This window comes from Streptomyces sp. SCL15-4 (genome assembly GCF_033366695.1).
Classification (GTDB): domain Bacteria; phylum Actinomycetota; class Actinomycetes; order Streptomycetales; family Streptomycetaceae; genus Streptomyces.
Genome location: NZ_JAOBTQ010000001.1, coordinates 6,909,364 through 6,925,751 on the forward strand (window position 1 = coordinate 6,909,364; position 16,388 = coordinate 6,925,751).

Consider the following 16,388-nt stretch of genomic DNA (forward strand, 5'->3'; position numbering starts at 1 on the left):
TCTGGACGGGTGAAGTCGGCTAGACCGTCGTCTCTTGGAGGAGGACGCTTCCGACATGAAGGCCGTCGTGATGGCCGGGGGCGAAGGCACACGCCTGCGCCCCATGACCTCTAGCATGCCCAAGCCGCTCCTGCCCGTGGCGAACCGCCCGATCATGGAGCATGTGCTACGGCTGCTCAAAAGGCACGGGCTCACCGAGACCGTCGTCACCGTGCAGTTCCTGGCATCGCTCGTAAAGAACTACTTCGGTGACGGCGAAGAGCTCGGCATGGAGCTCACCTATGCCAATGAGGAGAAGCCACTCGGTACCGCCGGAAGCGTCAAGAACGCCGAGGAGGCGTTGAAGGACGATGCCTTCCTCGTCATCTCCGGCGATGCGCTGACCGACTTCGACCTCACCGAACTGATCAACTTCCACAAGGAGAAGGGAGCGCTGGTCACGGTCTGCCTGACCCGCGTGCCCAATCCGCTGGAGTTCGGCATCACCATCGTCGACGACGAGGGCAAGGTCGAACGCTTCCTGGAGAAGCCGACCTGGGGACAGGTCTTCTCCGACACCGTCAACACCGGCATCTACGTCATGGAGCCCGAGGTCTTCAACTACGTAGACCCCGACGTGCCCGTCGACTGGTCCGGTGACGTCTTCCCGCAGCTGATGAAGGAAGGCAAGCCGGTCTACGGCTATGTCGCCGAGGGCTACTGGGAGGACGTCGGCACGCACGAGAGCTATGTGAAGGCCCAGGCGGACGTCCTCGAAGGCAAGGTCGACGTCGACATCGACGGTTTCGAGATCTCGCCGGGCGTGTGGGTGGCCGAGGGCGCCGAGGTGCACCCCGACGCCGTACTGCGCGGACCGCTGTACATCGGCGACTACGCCAAGGTCGAGGCCGGCGCGGAGATCCGCGAGCACACCGTCGTCGGCTCCAACGTCGTCGTCAAGAGCGGTGCCTTCCTGCACAAGGCCGTCGTGCACGACAACGTCTACGTCGGCCAGCACAGCAACCTGCGCGGCTGCGTCGTCGGCAAGAACACCGACATCATGCGCGCCGCCAGAATCGAGGACGGCGCGGTCATCGGTGACGAGTGCCTGATCGGCGAGGAGTCGATCGTCCAGGGCAACGTCCGGGTGTACCCGTTCAAGACCATCGAGGCCGGCGCCTTCGTCAACACCTCGGTGATCTGGGAGTCACGCGGTCAGGCGCATCTGTTCGGCGCCCGCGGTGTCTCCGGCATCCTGAACGTGGAGATCACCCCCGAGCTGGCGGTACGGCTCGCCGGTGCCTACGCGACGACCCTGAAGAAGGGCGCCACCGTCACCACGGCCCGTGACCACTCCCGCGGCGCCCGGGCGCTCAAGCGCGCGGTGATCTCCGCGCTCCAGGCCAGCGCCATCGACGTACGCGACCTGGAGAACGTGCCGCTGCCCGTGGCCCGGCAGCAGACCGCGCGAGGCAGCGCCGGCGGCATCATGATCCGGACCTCGCCCGGTGTCCCGGACTCGGTGGACATCATGTTCTTCGACGGCCAGGGCGGCGACCTCTCGCAGGGCGGCCAGCGCAAGCTCGACCGGGTGTTCGCGCGCCAGGAGTACCGGCGGGCGTTCCCGGGCGAGATCGGCGACCTGTACTTCCCGGCGAGCGTCTTCGACTCGTACACCGGGTCGCTGCTGCGCAACGTCGACACGACCGGGATAGCCGAGTCGGGGCTCAAGGTCGTCGTGGACGCCTCCAACGGCAGCGCCGGGCTCGTGCTGCCCAGCCTGCTCGGCAAGCTCGGCGTGGACTCGCTGACCATCAACCCCGGTCTGGACGAGTCGCGGCCCACGGAGACCGCCGAGATGCGGCGCAAGGGACTGGTGCGGCTCGGGGAGATAGTGGCGTCCTCGGGCGCCGCGTTCGGTGTGCGGTTCGACCCGGTCGGCGAGCGGCTGTCGCTCGTGGACGAGAAGGGCCGGATCATCGAGGACGACCGGGCGCTGCTGGTGATGCTGGACCTGGTGGCCGCCGAACGGCGCAGCGGGCGGGTCGCGCTGCCGGTCACCACGACCCGGATCGCCGAACAGGTGGCCGCCTACCACGGCACCCAGGTCGAGTGGACCACCACCTCGCCGGACGACCTCACGCGCGTCGGGCGCGAGGAGGGCACCATCTTCGGCGGCGACGGCAAGGGCGGATTCATCGTCCCCGAGTTCAGCGGCGTGTACGACGGCACCGCGGCCTTCGTCCGGCTCATCGGGCTCGTGGCGCGCACCCAGCTCACGCTGAGCCAGATCGACGCCCGGATCCCGCGGGCGCACGTCCACAAGCGGGATCTGGCGACGCCGTGGGCCGTCAAGGGCCTGGTGATGCGGCGTGTGGTCGAGGCCGCCGGCGATCGCTTCGTCGACACGACCGACGGTGTGCGCGTCGTGGAGACGGACGGGCGCTGGGTGATGGTGCTGCCCGACCCGGCCGAGGCGGTCACCCATCTGTGGGCCGAGGGCCCCGACGACGCCTCCGCGCAGGCCCTGCTGGACGAGTGGTCGGCCGTCGTGGACAGCGCCGGCCGGTAACCACCCACGGGCCCGGGGCCGTCGGTACGGCGTCCCCGGGCCGCATCGAACCGCGTGCGGCGGCAGAAGCCGCCGCACGCGCGCGTGGCGGACAAGTGTCCCCCGAAGGGGCCCGTCCGGCACGCCGGTGGGGCCGTTCGGAGGTACTGCTCGCGACATGCGACGATGTGCGGCATGCCGCAGCAACCCCCCGTTCGGAGCAGCCCCGCGCGGCCGCAGCGCCCCGACGCCTCCATGTCGTTGATCACCAACGTCATGGACCACAGCCTCGACGACGGATACGCCGAGGCCGCCGCCCGCAGGAAGTCCGCGGGCGAGGGCGGTCTGCCGAAGACCCTGCGGGCCAAGCTCGGCCTGGCCGGCGGTCTGGTCCTCGCGGCGCTGGTCGTGACCGTGGGAGCGGCCCAGGCGCGGGTGACGGCGCCCGTGGTGGCCAAGGAGCGCCAGGAGCTGATCGACCGCATCGACAGCGAGACCGACGACGTGGACGAGCTGGAGAGCACCGTCGACAAACTGCGCGACGACGTCGACACGCGCAGGCGGGCGGCCCTGAGGTCGAGCGGCGGCAGCGCCGAGGCGGACCTGGTGGGCCTGTTGTCGGGTGCCACCGCGGTGCACGGCCCCGGTGTGCGGCTCGTCGTGAACGACGCCAAGGAGGCCGCCGGCGGCGGGGACGGCGCCAACCCCCGGGAGACCTCGGGCTTCTCCGACACCGGCCGGGTACGGGACCGGGACATGCAGCGCGTGGTGAACGGACTGTGGGCGTCCGGGGCCGAGGCGGTCTCCATCAACGGGCAGCGGCTGACCGCCCTGTCCGCGATCCGGGCCGCGGGTGACGCGATACTGGTCGACAACAGGCCGCTGGTGCCGCCGTACACGGTGCTGGCGGTGGGGGACGGGAAGAGGTTGGGCACCAGGTTCCAGAACAGCGCCGACGGCCTGTATCTGCATGCCCTGGAGGAGAACTACGGCATCCGCGCCACCATCTCGACGGAGGACGACGTCCGGTTGCCCGCCGCTCCCAGTGTGATCGTACGTACAGCACAGCCGAAGTCCGAGAAAACCGGGAAGGGCACATCGTGATCGCCGTACTGGGCCTCGTCGTGGGAGTCGTGGCCGGCCTGTTGGTCCGGCCCGAGGTTCCGGCGGTCGTCGAGCCGTATCTGCCGATCGCCGTCGTCGCCGCGCTGGACGCCGTCTTCGGTGGTCTGCGGGCCATGCTGGACGGCATCTTCGACGACAAGGTCTTCGTGGTGTCGTTCCTGTCGAACGTGGTCGTCGCCGCCCTCATCGTGTTCCTCGGCGACAAGTTGGGGGTGGGCGCGCAGCTGTCCACGGGCGTCGTCGTGGTCCTGGGCATCCGCATCTTCTCCAACGCCGCGGCGATCCGGCGACACGTCTTCCGGGCGTGACATCCATGAGCGAGCAGAACGACCGCGAGGACCAGAACGCCCGCGCCGACCGGCGTGAGCAGCCCGCTCACCACCTGCGCAGGGAACTGCCGGCCGAGGTGCCGGTGCCCGCGCCCGGTGCCGGGCAGCCGGCCGGACAGCGGCCCCCGCAGCCACAGACGGGCCGGCAGCGGCTCGTCAAGGGCCTGTGGCCGCCGCGCTTCACCCGGGCGCAACTCATCGTCGCCGTGCTGCTGTTCGGCCTCGGCTTCGGCCTGGCCGTGCAGGTGGCGTCCAACAGCGACACCGACAGCGCGCTGCGCGGCGCACGCCAGGAAGATCTCGTACGCATCCTCGATGAACTGGATTCGCGTACTCAGCGTCTTGAGGACGAGAAGCAGGGACTCGAAAAGCAGCGTCAGGAACTGCAGAGCAGTTCCGACCAGGCCGCGGAGGCGCGCCGGCAGACCGCCGAGAAGGCAAGACAACTCGGCATCCTGGCGGGCACCGTGGCGGCCCAGGGTCCCGGCATCACCATGACGATCGAGGACACGAAGGGGACGGTCAAGGCGGACATGCTGCTCGACGCGATCCAGGAGTTGCGCGCGGCCGGCGCGGAGGCGATCCAGGTCAACGGGGTCCGGGTGGTCGCCGGCACCTACTTCGCCGACTCCGACAGGAGTGTCAGCGTCGACGGGAACAAGATCAACGCACCGTATCGTTTCAGGGTCATCGGCAAGCCGCAGGACCTCGAGCCGGCGCTGAACATCCCGGGAGGCGTGGTGCAGACTCTGAAGAAAGAGCAGGCCACGGTGACCGTCGAGCAGTCCGACAAGATCGTCGTGGACGCCTTGCGGCGGGCGGAGCGGCCTGACTACGCTCGGTCGTCCTCCCAGTGAACCGGCGGTGCATGGTGATCGTCGGGCAGGGGCATGAGGTTGCGGGGGGTCGGCGCACCGAAGGGGTGGTGCGTGGTGGAAACTGTCTGGTGGTTACGGACGTTGTGAGAATGTCCGGCTCGGCCGGTGTAGGCAATCAGGGTTCGTCCTGCCCCACGGGCGGGTCTGTTTCGGTCAAGGGGAATCGCCCGTGAAGTTGTTTGCGAAGTTGTTCGGCAAGAGCGCGCGAGAGGGCCGCGACAACGCGACCGCTCGTCATCGCGCGCAGCCTGACGCGGAGGGCCAGCGCCCGCTGTTCCGGGACCAGGTCGCTGGTCCGGGCGGTGACATTTCGGGAGGTCAGGGCGCGGCGTCTGTTGACCCTGCCCAGTCCGGCGGCATAGGTTTCGGGCAACCGTCAACCTCAGGTACGGGTGGAGGGTTTGCCTCCGGCCCGTACGCGTCCAACGCCCCGGCGGGGCAGCCGCGGCAGGAGGATCCGTCCATGTCGGTCCTGGTGTGTACGAGGTGCGGTAACCGCAATGCGGAGAACGCCCGGTTCTGTTCCAACTGCGGGGCGCCGCTGCGTCCCGGGCTGACGCCCGAGCGTGCCTCCGAGACGACGTCCACGATCTCGATCTCCGGGCTGGAGGCCTACGACTCGGAGGCGACCGGCCAGACGCCGCTGCCGATGCTCTCCCCGGAGGCGCAGGCCGCGGTGGACGCGCTGCCGCCGGGCTCGGCGCTGCTGGTCGTGCGCCGTGGGCCGAACTCGGGCAGCCGCTTCCTGCTGGACAGCGACCTGACGACGGCCGGCCGGCATCCGCAGAGCGACATCTTCCTGGACGACGTGACGGTCTCCCGGCGGCACGTGGAGTTCCGGCGCTCCCCGGACGGCTCCTTCACGGTGGCCGACGTGGGCAGCCTGAACGGCACGTACGTCAACCGCGAGCGCATCGACCAGGTCGCCCTGTCGAACGGTGACGAGGTGCAGATCGGAAAGTACCGGCTGGTCTTCCACGCGAGCCGACAGGGCTACTGACCCGCCCCCGGACCGGTGTCCGGGGGGACCCCCAGAGGGAAGGTCCATGCTTCAAACACCGAGCGGCGGTGCCGGAAGCGGTACCGCCGCCAGGGACAGTGGGCTGATGAGCATCGGCACGGTGCTGAACGTGCTGCGCGACGAGTTTCCCGAAGTCACCATCTCCAAGATCCGCTTCCTGGAGTCGGAGGGGCTCGTCGAGCCGCGGCGGACCCCGTCGGGGTACCGCAAGTTCAGCGCCGGGGATGTCGAGCGCCTCGGCCACATCCTGCGGATGCAGCGGGACCACTATCTGCCGCTCAAGGTGATCCGGGAGCACCTGGACGCCATGGAGCGGGGCGAGGCCGTCCCGCTGCCCCTGGTCGGGCGCCAGCGCACCGCGCAGGACGGGCCGGTGCTCGTGGAGGGGCCGACGGTGGCCAGGGTGGGCCGGGCCGAGCTGCTGGCCGCGGCGGACATCGACGACGGCGAGCTGAGGGAATGGGAGTCCTACGGGCTCATCGCTCCCCTGGAGGACGGGGCGTACGACGCCGAGGCCGTCACGGTGGCCTCGCTGGTGGCCGAACTGGGCCGGTTCGGGATCGAACCGCGCCACCTCCGGGTGATGAAGGCCGCCGCCGACCGTGAGGCGGGCCTGGTCGACCAGGTGGTGGCCCCGCTCAAGCGCCACCGCAATCCGCAGACCAGGGCGCATGCCGAGGCCCGCACGAAGGAGCTGGCGGACCTCACGATGAAGCTGCACGCGGCCCTGGTGAAGAGCGCTCTCGGGGTCCGGATCCCCTGAACCGGGGGTCGCCGGGCGGCCGGATCGGGCACCTGTTCCCGGCCCGACTACCCAAACGTCCCGGGCACGGCCTAGGGTTGCTGTGTGAACGAGCTCGATGTCGTAGGTGTCCGGGTCGAAATGCCCTCCAACCAACCGATCGTGCTCCTGCGCGAAGTGGGGGGCGACCGTTACCTCCCCATCTGGATCGGGCCGGGGGAGGCGACGGCGATCGCCTTCGCCCAGCAGGGCATGGCCCCCGCGCGACCGCTGACCCACGACCTGTTCAAGGACGTGCTGGAGGCCGTCGGCCAGGAGCTGACCGAAGTGCGCATCACCGATCTGCGAGAAGGTGTCTTCTACGCGGAGCTGGTGTTCGCCAGTGGGGTCGAGGTCAGCGCCCGCCCCTCCGATGCCATAGCGCTGGCTCTGCGCACCGGCACGCCGATCTACGGCAGTGACACGGTGCTGGACGACGCGGGCATCGCCATTCCCGACGAGCAGGAGGACGAGGTGGAGAAGTTCCGGGAGTTCCTCGACCAGATCTCCCCCGAGGACTTCGGCACCAGCAGCCAGTGAGCCGCGCGGCCGGCCCGTCGGACCAGCGGTGGTGCCGGCGGGATCGGCGGCTCCGTGCCGGCCGGTGTCCCGGCAATTGCCTCCGGCACCGAGAGCGTCCTACGGCCCGCCGCGAGCGCATTCGGCTAGCCTTTCCCCGCGGTGGGACACGGGAAACCACTCCTAGGGTGATTATCACTCGGCGTGCCGAGTGTGGCGATCGTTGACGCACCCCTGGTGACTGCCTACCGTCGAGAAGGCAGGTCAAGGACGGAGGTCGGCGTGAGAACCAGCGGCGACGGTACGGTTGGGGGTGCCCCGGGACGCGGTTTCGGGGAAAGCGGTCCGTACCCGCCCCCGAGTTCGCGGCTGCGCCCAGGCGGGGGACATGCCCATCTCGGCGGCGCGGTGGAGCACGCTCCGCAGCTGCCGACGGCGGTGCCGAACGGCGGAGGGGTGGCGTCCATGACGTCCGAGGAGATCGGCTACCGCGGGCCCACGGCCTGCGCTGCCGCCGGCATCACCTACCGGCAACTGGACTACTGGGCCCGCACCGGCCTGGTCGAGCCGAGCGTGCGGCCCGCCTACGGATCGGGCACCCAGCGGCTGTACAGCTTCCGTGACGTCGTCGTCCTGAAGATCGTGAAGCGGTTCCTGGACACCGGTGTGTCGTTGCAGAACATCCGCACGGCCGTGCAGCACCTCAGGGAACGCGGTTTCCGTGACCTGGAGCGGATGACCCTGATGAGCGACGGCGCCACCGTGTACGAGTGCTCCTCGCCGGACGAGGTCCACGCGCTGCTCCAGGGCGGCCAGGGCATCTTCGGGATCGCCGTCGGCGTGGTGTGGCGGGACGTGGAAAGCGCCCTCTCCCAGCTGCACGGCGAACGCATCGACACCGGCGAGACCCTGGTCGGGCACAACCCCACGGACGAACTGGCGCGGCGCCGCAACCGGGCGGTCTGACCGGCCGGTCCCGCCGGGACCCGCCGGCACCCCCGATTGTCAGTGCCGTGGTGCAGCATCGGACATGTGAGAAACGCGCCCACGATCCTGCATCTCGACATGGACGCCTTCTACGCCTCGGTGGAGCAGGCGTCCAAGCCGAGCCTGCGCGGGAAGGCCGTCGTCGTGGGCGGGCTCGGACCACGCGGTGTGGTGGCCACCGCGTCGTACGAGGCACGGGTCTTCGGAGTGCACTCGGCGATGCCCATGGCCCAGGCGCGCCGGCTGGCGCCCAACGCCGCCTATCTGGTGCCGCGCTTCACCCTGTACCGGGCGGTCAGCGAGCAGGTGATGGCGCTGCTGCGGGAGCTGTCGCCGCTGGTGGAGCCGCTGAGCCTGGACGAGGCGTTCGTGGACCTGGAGGCCGGGGGCGCGGCCTGGGACGAGGAGTCGGCGCGCCGGACCGGGGAGCGGCTGCGGGCGGACATCCGGGCGGTCACCGGGCTCACGGGTTCGGTCGGGCTCGCCGCCTCCAAGATGCTCGCCAAGATCGCCTCCGAGCAGGCCAAGCCGGACGGCCTGGTGCTGATCGAGCCGGGCGCCGAGCGGGAACTGCTCGCGCCGCTGCCGGTGCGTACGCTGCCGGGGGTCGGGCCGGCCACCGGGGACCATCTGCGCAGAGCCGGGATCACCACGGTGGAGGAGCTGGCGGAGGCCGGCGAGGACGAGCTGGTCCGGCTGCTCGGCAAGGCGCACGGGCAGGCGCTGTACGCGATGGCCCTGGCCCGGGACGAGCGGCCGGTGGTGGCCGAGCGGGAGGCCAAGTCGGTGTCCGTGGAGGACACCTATGACGTGGACATCCACGACCGGCTGCGGGTCGGCCTGGAGGTGCGGCGGCTGGCCGACCGGTGCGTGCGGCGGCTGCGCGGGGCCGGGCTGTCCGGGCGGACCATCGTGCTCAAGGTGCGGCGCTACGACTTCTCCACCCTGACCCGCTCCGAGACGCTTCGAGGGCCCACCGACGATCCGGTGGTCATCCGGGAGGCGGCGGCGCGGCTGCTGGACTCCGTGGACACCACCGGCGGAGTACGGCTGCTCGGGGTCGGAGTGTCCGGGCTCGCCGACTACACGCAGGAGGACCTGTTCGCGCAGGCCATGCCGGTGCCGGCGGCGGAGGAGCCGGAGGAGGACGGCGTCGAGACCGAGGCGGAGCAGCCGGACACCGCCGAACGGCAGTGGCGGGCCGGGCAGGATGTGCGGCACGCCGAGTACGGGCACGGCTGGGTGCAGGGGAGTGGGGTGGGGAGGGTGACGGTGCGGTTCGAGACGCCTCGGTCCGGGCCGGGCCGTGTGCGGACCTTCTTCGTCGACGATCCCGCGCTGGCGTCCGCTGATCCGCTGCCGTTGGTCGAGGACCCTTCCGACGCTCCGGAAGGCGCCCGCGACCAGCGGGAAGGGTGCTCTCAGGTCTCCTCCGAACCCGCCAGCTTGCCGAAGTCGTGGTCCGGGAGCGAGGGAGGGGAGGCGGTGTCCAGGCCGTAGTGGTGGTAGAGCTGGAGTTCCTGCTCGGGGGAGAGGTGGCGGCCCACGCCGAAGTCGGGGGCGTCCTTGATCAGGGCGCGGTCGAAGGGGACGCGCAGGCGGCCGTCGACGAGTTCGCTGGGTTCCAGGGGCACGAAGGCGTCCCGGGAGAACAGGCCGGTGCGTATGGCGGCCCACTCGGGCACGCCGGTCGCGTCGTCCAGGTACACCTCGTCGATGGTGCCGATCTTGGTGCCATTGCGGTCGAACGCCTTGCGGCCGATCAGGCTGCGCGGATCGATGTCGGTCTGCACGGTCCCTCTCCCTCCACGTGGTCGCAACTCATCCGTAAGCACTACCAAAGAGCACATTCAAGGAGGCGGCCACTCGAAGACCGCCCCATTGACCCCGCTGGTAGGCTGGCAAGCGGCTGCTGACCCCGCGCGGGAGAGTCCTCCGACCACGTCGGAGGCGCCGAAGGAGCAACTCCTCCCCGGAATCTCTCAGGCCCATGTACCGCACGGACGAGGTCACTCTGGAAAGCAGGGCGGGTGTCGACGGCTCCCGCCCTCACCGACGGTGAAAGCCGGTGCCCGCGGGCGCCCGGTGAAGCTCTCAGGTGCAGATGACAGAGGGGGAGGCCGTCGGGGTACCCGCGCCGGGGTGCCCCTCGCAGGTCGCGTCAGACCAGGAGGCCTCCGCAATGACCGCCCCTCGCATTCCGCTCTCCGAACTCGAAGCGGGCATCCCGTTCGAGCAGCGCCACATCGGGCCCGACCAGGAGGCGCGGGCCAAGATGCTCGCGCAGGTCGGATACGGCTCGCTGGACGAGCTGACCGCCGCCGCGGTCCCGGATGTGATCAAGAACGCCGACTCCCTGGACCTGCCGGGCGCCCGCACCGAGGCCGAGGTGCTCGCCGAACTGCGCTCGCTCGCCGACCGCAACCAGGTCCTGCGCTCCATGATCGGCCTGGGCTACTACGGCACCTTCACCCCGCCCGTCGTCCTGCGCAACGTCATGGAGAACCCGGCCTGGTACACGGCCTACACGCCGTACCAGCCGGAGATCTCCCAGGGCCGGCTGGAGGCCCTGCTGAACTTCCAGACGATGGTCGCCGAGCTGACCGGACTGCCCACCTCCGGCGCCTCCCTGCTGGACGAAGGCACGGCCGCCGCCGAGGCGATGGCCCTGTCCCGGCGCATGGGCAAGAACAAGAAGGGCCTGTTCCTGGTCGACGCGGACGCGCTGCCGCAGACCATCGCCGTGATCGAGACCCGTGCCGAGCCGACCGGTGTGGAGGTCGTCGTCGCCGACCTGGCCGCCGGCATCCCGGCGCAGATCGCCGAGCGCGAGATCAACGGCGTGCTGATCCAGTACCCGGGCGCCTCCGGTGCCGTACGGGACATCAAGCCCGTCATCGACCAGGCGCACGAGCTGGGCGCCCTGGTCACCGTGGCCGCCGACCTGCTCGCCCTGACCCTGCTGACCTCGCCGGGCGAACTGGGCGCGGACATCGCCGTCGGCACCACCCAGCGCTTCGGCGTGCCGATGGGCTTCGGCGGTCCGCACGCCGGCTACATGGCCGTACGCGAGAAGTTCGCGCGCAGCCTGCCCGGCCGCCTGGTCGGCGTCTCCGTCGACGCCGACGGCAACAAGGCCTACCGGCTCGCGCTGCAGACCCGTGAGCAGCACATCCGCCGGGAGAAGGCCACCAGCAACATCTGCACCGCGCAGGTGCTGCTCGCCGTCATGGCCGGCATGTACGCCGTCTACCACGGTCCCGAGGGCCTGCGGACGATCGCGCGGCGCACCCACCGTTACGCCACCCTCCTCGCCGCGGGCCTGGAGGCCGCCGGTGTGGAGATCGTCCACGGCGCGTACTTCGACACCGTGACCGCGCGTGTGCCCGGCCGGGCCGCCGGGATCGTCGCCGCCGCCCGGGACAAGGGCGTCAACCTGCGGCTGGTCGACGCCGACCACGTCTCCGTGGCCTGCGACGAGACCACCGACCGGGCCGGTCTGGAGGCCGTCTGGGCCGCCTTCGGCGCCGAGGCCGACATCGAGGCGCTGGACCGGGCCGCCGAGGACACCCTGCCCGAGGCGCTGCTGCGCACCGACGCCTACCTCACCCACCCGGTCTTCCACCAGCACCGCTCCGAGACCGCGATGCTGCGCTACCTGCGCCGCCTGGCCGACCGTGACTACGCGCTCGACCGCGGCATGATCCCGCTGGGCTCCTGCACCATGAAGCTCAACGCGACCACGGAGATGGAGCCGGTCACCTGGCCCGAGTTCGGGCAGTTGCACCCCTTCGCGCCCGCCGAGCAGGCGCAGGGCTACCTCACGCTCATCCGTGAGCTGGAGGAGCGTCTCGCCGAGGTCACCGGCTACGACAAGGTCTCCCTCCAGCCGAACGCCGGCTCCCAGGGCGAGCTGGCCGGTCTGCTCGCCGTCCGCGGCTACCACCGTGCGAACGGCGACGACCGGCGCACGGTCTGTCTGATCCCGTCCTCCGCGCACGGCACCAACGCCGCCAGCGCCGTGATGGCCGGCATGAAGGTCGTCGTCGTCAAGACGTCCGAGGACGGCGAGATCGACGTCGAGGACCTGCGCGCCAAGATCGAGCAGTACCGCGAGGAGCTGGCGGTACTGATGATCACCTACCCGTCCACGCACGGTGTGTTCGAGGAGCACGTCGCCGACATCTGCGCGGCCGTGCACGAGGCCGGCGGCCAGGTGTACGTCGACGGCGCCAACCTCAACGCGCTCGTCGGCGTCGCCAAGCCGGGCCACTTCGGCGGCGACGTCTCCCACCTGAACCTGCACAAGACGTTCTGCATCCCGCACGGCGGCGGCGGCCCGGGCGTCGGCCCGGTCGCGGTCCGCGAGCACCTCGCGCCGTACCTGCCGAACCACCCGCTCCAGCCGGAGGCCGGCCCGGAGACGGGCGTGGGCCCGATCTCGGCGGCTCCGTGGGGCAGCGCGGGCATCCTGCCCATCTCCTGGGCGTACGTCCGGCTGATGGGCGGCGAGGGCCTGAAGCGGGCGACCCAGGTGGCCGTGCTGTCGGCGAACTACATCGCCAAGCGCCTGGAGCCGCACTTCCCGGTGCTCTACACCGGTCCCGGCGGCCTCGTCGCGCACGAGTGCATCATCGACCTGCGCCCGCTCACCAAGGCGACCGGCGTGAGCGTGGACGACGTGGCCAAGCGACTGATCGACTACGGCTTCCACGCGCCGACCATGTCGTTCCCGGTGGCCGGCACGCTGATGATCGAGCCGACGGAGTCCGAGGACATCACCGAGCTGGACCGTTTCTGCGACGCGATGATCGCCATCCGCGCGGAGATCGAGAAGGTCGGCTCGGGCGAGTGGGCCGCGGAGGACAACCCGCTGCGCAACGCCCCGCACACCGCCGCCGCGCTCGGCGGCGAGTGGGCGCACGGCTACAGCCGGGAGGAGGCCGTGTTCCCGGCCGGTGTCTCGGCCGCCGACAAGTACTGGCCGCCGGTGCGCCGTATCGACCAGGCCTTCGGCGACCGCAACCTGGTGTGCTCCTGCCCGCCGCTGGACGCCTACGAGGACTGAGCGAACCGCCGGTGAACGGCCCCGCCCGGGTTTTCGGGCGGGGCCGTTCGCTCGCTACGGGCCGACCAAGGCGACCCCGGTGGCCTGCACCAGGGCGTGTACGGGGCTGCTCGGAGGCCTCCAGGGTGATGGCGGCGGTCAGGGAGGGGCCGTCGTCCGGGCCGGACCCGCACGGTGGCCATGACCTCGCCCGTGTGGACCTCCGTGACGGTGCCGGGCAGCTGGTTGCGGATGCTCGGGTTCATGGGCACCCACCGTAGGGCGCCGGTCCGCTCAGGCCGGGTATGCGTGGGTCTGGGTCGCCTTGACCGTTGCCCAGACCGGTGCACCGGGACGCAGGTCCAGCTCGGCGGCGGCGACCGTCGTCAGATCCGCCGTGAGCGGCAGCTCTCCGGTGAGGTCGGCGCGGATCTGGTCGCCGTGCGTCTCCAGGCCGGCGACCTCGCAGCGCCACAGGTTGCGGGCGCTGGTGCCGGCGGGCCGGTCCCGGAACAGGGTCACGGCGGACGGCGGGAACGCCACGAAGGCCGGGCCGGACAGCTCCTCCGTCGTCGTGATCGCGGGCCCCGCGTCGAGCCGTACGGTGTGTCCCGCGGCCTGCCCCCGGTAGAGGTTGAGGCCGACGAGCCGGGCGATGTAGTCGGTGCGCGGATGCCGGGCGATGTGGGCGGGGGTGCCCTCCTGCACGACCCGGCCGTGCTCCACGACCACCAGGCGGTCCGCGAGCACCATGGCGTCCAGCGGGTCATGGGTGACCAGGACCGAGACCGCCTCGAACTCGGCCAGGTGGCGGCGGAGCCGGGCGCGGACCTCCAGACGGGTACGGGCGTCCAGGGCCGCCAGCGGCTCGTCCAGGAGGAGCAGGCGGGGGCGGGTGGCGAGGGCGCGGGCGAGGGCCACGCGCTGGGCCTGGCCGCCGGACAGCCGGCGCGGCTTGGCGCCGGCGTGGTCGGCGAGGCCCATGCGGTCCAGCCAGGCCGCCGCCCGGGCCCGGGCCTCGGTCTTGCCCGCGCCCTGGCAGCGCGGGCCGAAGGCGACGTTGTCCAGGGCGGACAGGTGAGGGAAGAGCAGGTAGTCCTGGAAGACGACGCCGACCGGGCGGGACTCGGGGGGTGTGCGCTCCAGAGGGGTGCCGTCCAGGCGGAGGTGGCCGTCCGTGAGCGGGGTGAGGCCGGCGAGGGCGCGCAGGGCGGTGGTCTTGCCGGCGCCGTTGGGGCCGAGGAGGGCGAGGACGTCTCCGGGGGCCGCCGTCAGTGTGACGTCCAGCCGGAATCCGGGACGGTCGACCACGAGGCGGGCGTCCAGGCCGGTGGCCGGGTGCGGGGAGGGAGCGCCGTCGGCGGGTGCGGGTGCGCGGGAGGTGGTGGTGCTGTCGGGGGCCGTGGGCCTGTCGTGGCGGGGGTCGGTGTGGGTCATGGGGTGGTCATCCAGCGGTCTCTGAGGGCGGCCAGGACCGCGATGGAGACGGTGAGCAGGACCAGGCTGAGGGCGATCGCGGCCTCCGGGTCGTTCTGCAGGGCCAGGTAGACCGAGAGGGGCATGGTCTGGGTGCGGCCGGGGAAGTTGCCGGCGAACGTGATCGTCGCGCCGAACTCGCCGAGCGCCCGGGCCCAGGCCAGCACCGCGCCGGCCGCGATGCCCGGCGCGATCAGCGGCAGCGTGACCCGGCGGAACGCGGTGAAGCGGGATGCGCCGAGCGTGGTGGCCGCCTCCTCGTAGCGCGGGTCGGCGGCGCGCAGCGTGCCCTCGACGCTGATCACCAGGAACGGCATCGCCACGAACGCCTCCGCGATCACGACCCCGGTGGTGGTGAACGGCAGGGTGATCCCGAACCACGCGTCCAGCCACTGCCCGACGACCCCGTTGCGTCCCAGGGCCAGCAGCAGCGCCACACCGCCGACGACCGGCGGCAGCACGAGCGGCAGGGTGACCAGGGCCCGTACGAGGCCGCGCCCGGGGAAGTCCGTACGGGCCAGCAGCCAGGCCAGCGGCACACCGAGGACGAGGCTCACGGCGGTCGCCGCGGTCGCGCTGATCAGCGACAGCTGGAGCGCCTGCCACACCTCGGTGCTGCTCAGCTGCTCCGGCAGAGCGCGCCAGGGCGCGCGGACGAGCAGCGCGAGCAGCGGCAGCAGCAGGAACGCCAGCGCCAGCAGGCCCGGCAGCAGCAGCGGCAACGGAACCGCGCGCCGGCCCCGCGCGCCGGTGCGGCGGCGCCGCGGCGGGCGCGTGCGGAGGCCGGTCGCGGCGCCGGGCTCGTCGAGCGAGGTCACGGCTTGAGGAATCCGGCCCGGCCGAGCACCTTCTGCCCCTCGGCGGACCGCACGAGGGCGATGAACGCCTTGGCGGCCTCGGCGTGCTCCGCGTTCTTCAGCACGGCGATCGGATAGTCGTTGACGGCGCCGGCGGACTCGGGGAACTCCACGCCCTCCACCTTGCCACCCGCGGCCCTCACATCGGTCTTGTAGACGACCGCGGCGTCCGCCTCCTTCAGCTCCACCTTGTTCAGGGCGCTCTTGACGTCCTGCTCGTAGGAGACCGGGGTGAGCCTGACGCCGGCGGCGTCCAGGGCCTTCCGCGCGGCGGAACCGCAGGGCACGGTCTTGTCGCACAGAACGACCTTCAGCCCGGACCTGGTGAGGTCCTTCAGGGAGGTCACCTTGTCCGGGTTGCCGGGCAGGGTGGCGATCTCCAGCTGGTTGCGCGCGAACGTGACCGGGGTGCCGGACGCCTCGTTCCCGTCCGTCACGGTCTTCATCGTCCCGGGGCTGGCGGCGGCGAAGACGTCGGCCGGAGCGCCGCTGGTGATGCTCGCGGCGAGGGTGTCGCTGCCACCGAAGTTGAAGCCGACCTCCGTGCCCGGGTGCCGCTGCTCGAACTCCTTGCCCAGGGTCGTGAAGCTCTCCTTCAGGGAAGCGGCGGCGAACACGGTGACCGTGCCGGACAGCTTCGGGGAGGCCGGCGCGTCCGAGGAGCCGGACCCCTTCGTGTCCGACGCGTCCGGCGAGGAGGAGCAGGCGCCGAGAGCCAGTACGGCGACGGCCCCCGCACCGGCCAGTCGCAGCAGCCGCCGGGTCCGGCGCACGGAACGGGTCATCACGGATCTACTCCTCGGTTCTGGGGACAACGGTCGCGCCCTGGCACGCCCGT

15 protein-coding genes and 1 riboswitch are annotated in these 16,388 nt (G+C 71.3%); of the genes, 10 read left to right on the forward strand and 5 right to left on the reverse strand.

Annotated elements, in window-relative coordinates; genetic code table 11:
• Positions 1 to 55: 55 nt before the first annotated feature.
• From SCK26_RS31035 to SCK26_RS31075, 9 genes are all read left to right on the forward strand, one after another.
• Positions 56 to 2,551 (forward strand): mannose-1-phosphate guanyltransferase, encoded by a 2,496-nt coding sequence (locus tag SCK26_RS31035; RefSeq protein WP_318204643.1) that lies wholly within the window; start codon positions 56 to 58, stop codon positions 2,549 to 2,551.
• Positions 2,552 to 2,716: 165 nt separating this feature from the next.
• Positions 2,717 to 3,634: a DUF881 domain-containing protein gene (locus tag SCK26_RS31040; RefSeq protein WP_318204644.1), complete on the forward strand. Its 918-nt coding sequence runs from the start codon at positions 2,717 to 2,719 to the stop codon at positions 3,632 to 3,634.
• Positions 3,631 to 3,963 (forward strand): small basic family protein, encoded by a 333-nt coding sequence (locus tag SCK26_RS31045; RefSeq protein ID WP_003988855.1) that lies wholly within the window; start codon positions 3,631 to 3,633, stop codon positions 3,961 to 3,963. Before SCK26_RS31040 ends, SCK26_RS31045 begins: the two co-directional genes overlap by 4 nt.
• 5 nt (positions 3,964 to 3,968) lie before the next feature.
• On the forward strand, positions 3,969 to 4,841 hold the full coding sequence (locus tag SCK26_RS31050; RefSeq protein WP_318204645.1) for a DUF881 domain-containing protein: 873 nt from the start codon (positions 3,969 to 3,971) through the stop codon (positions 4,839 to 4,841).
• A gap of 190 nt (positions 4,842 to 5,031) precedes the next feature.
• Entirely contained in the window at positions 5,032 to 5,862 is an 831-nt protein-coding gene (locus SCK26_RS31055) for an FHA domain-containing protein (RefSeq protein WP_318204646.1), read from the forward strand.
• A 46-nt stretch (positions 5,863 to 5,908) separates the two neighbouring features.
• Complete coding sequence (locus SCK26_RS31060) at positions 5,909 to 6,646, forward strand: MerR family transcriptional regulator (protein WP_318204647.1); 738 nt, start codon at positions 5,909 to 5,911, stop codon at positions 6,644 to 6,646.
• A gap of 84 nt (positions 6,647 to 6,730) precedes the next feature.
• The gene (locus tag SCK26_RS31065) at positions 6,731 to 7,204 is read left to right on the forward strand and encodes a bifunctional nuclease family protein (RefSeq protein WP_026253112.1); all 474 of its coding nucleotides are present in this window, start codon (positions 6,731 to 6,733) and stop codon (positions 7,202 to 7,204) included.
• A gap of 261 nt (positions 7,205 to 7,465) precedes the next feature.
• Positions 7,466 to 8,149, forward strand: coding sequence for a MerR family transcriptional regulator (locus tag SCK26_RS31070; RefSeq protein ID WP_318204648.1), 684 nt, complete (start codon positions 7,466 to 7,468; stop codon positions 8,147 to 8,149).
• A 66-nt stretch (positions 8,150 to 8,215) separates the two neighbouring features.
• Entirely contained in the window at positions 8,216 to 9,670 is a 1,455-nt protein-coding gene (locus SCK26_RS31075; RefSeq protein WP_318204649.1) for a DNA polymerase IV, read from the forward strand.
• Here SCK26_RS31075 and SCK26_RS31080 read toward each other — a convergent pair.
• Complete coding sequence (locus tag SCK26_RS31080; protein WP_318204650.1) at positions 9,592 to 9,963, reverse strand: PRC-barrel domain-containing protein; 372 nt, start codon at positions 9,961 to 9,963, stop codon at positions 9,592 to 9,594. The genes SCK26_RS31075 and SCK26_RS31080 overlap by 79 nt on opposite strands.
• A 120-nt stretch (positions 9,964 to 10,083) precedes the next feature.
• Positions 10,084 to 10,178, forward strand: a riboswitch (glycine riboswitch).
• A gap of 174 nt (positions 10,179 to 10,352) precedes the next feature.
• Between SCK26_RS31080 and gcvP the strand changes: the two genes are divergently transcribed.
• Positions 10,353 to 13,238, forward strand: coding sequence for an aminomethyl-transferring glycine dehydrogenase (gene gcvP / locus SCK26_RS31085; RefSeq protein WP_318204651.1), 2,886 nt, complete (start codon positions 10,353 to 10,355; stop codon positions 13,236 to 13,238).
• Here the strand turns inward: gcvP and SCK26_RS38045 are convergent.
• From SCK26_RS38045 to modA, 4 genes are read right to left on the reverse strand one after another with little or no spacing between them, the layout of a single operon-like run.
• Entirely contained in the window at positions 13,226 to 13,483 is a 258-nt protein-coding gene (locus tag SCK26_RS38045; RefSeq protein ID WP_412080798.1) for a TOBE domain-containing protein, read from the reverse strand. The two genes, gcvP and SCK26_RS38045, sit on opposite strands and share 13 nt — an antisense overlap.
• A gap of 28 nt (positions 13,484 to 13,511) precedes the next feature.
• Positions 13,512 to 14,654 (reverse strand): ABC transporter ATP-binding protein, encoded by a 1,143-nt coding sequence (locus tag SCK26_RS31095; RefSeq protein ID WP_318204652.1) that lies wholly within the window; start codon positions 14,652 to 14,654, stop codon positions 13,512 to 13,514.
• Complete coding sequence (gene modB / locus SCK26_RS31100) at positions 14,651 to 15,511, reverse strand: molybdate ABC transporter permease subunit (RefSeq protein WP_318204653.1); 861 nt, start codon at positions 15,509 to 15,511, stop codon at positions 14,651 to 14,653. Before modB ends, SCK26_RS31095 begins: the two co-directional genes overlap by 4 nt.
• Positions 15,508 to 16,335 (reverse strand): molybdate ABC transporter substrate-binding protein, encoded by an 828-nt coding sequence (gene modA / locus SCK26_RS31105; protein ID WP_318204654.1) that lies wholly within the window; start codon positions 16,333 to 16,335, stop codon positions 15,508 to 15,510. The genes modB and modA overlap by 4 nt, the downstream gene beginning before the upstream one ends.
• Between the last annotated feature and the right edge of the window lie 53 nt (positions 16,336 to 16,388).

Bases quoted from the DNA above. Each gene is read 5' to 3' on its own strand.
- SCK26_RS31035 (WP_318204643.1), top strand. From the start codon at position 56: ATGAAGGCCGTCGTGATGGCCGGGGGCGAAGGCACACGCCTGCGCCCC.
- SCK26_RS31040 (WP_318204644.1), top strand. From the start codon at position 2,717: ATGTGCGGCATGCCGCAGCAACCCCCCGTTCGGAGCAGCCCCGCGCGG.
- SCK26_RS31050 (WP_318204645.1), top strand. From the start codon at position 3,969: ATGAGCGAGCAGAACGACCGCGAGGACCAGAACGCCCGCGCCGACCGG.
- SCK26_RS31060 (WP_318204647.1), top strand. From the start codon at position 5,909: ATGCTTCAAACACCGAGCGGCGGTGCCGGAAGCGGTACCGCCGCCAGG.
- gcvP (WP_318204651.1), top strand. From the start codon at position 10,353: ATGACCGCCCCTCGCATTCCGCTCTCCGAACTCGAAGCGGGCATCCCG.
- SCK26_RS38045 (WP_412080798.1), bottom strand. From the start codon at position 13,483: ATGAACCCGAGCATCCGCAACCAGCTGCCCGGCACCGTCACGGAGGTC.
- SCK26_RS31095 (WP_318204652.1), bottom strand. From the start codon at position 14,654: ATGACCCACACCGACCCCCGCCACGACAGGCCCACGGCCCCCGACAGC.
- modA (WP_318204654.1), bottom strand. From the start codon at position 16,335: ATGACCCGTTCCGTGCGCCGGACCCGGCGGCTGCTGCGACTGGCCGGT.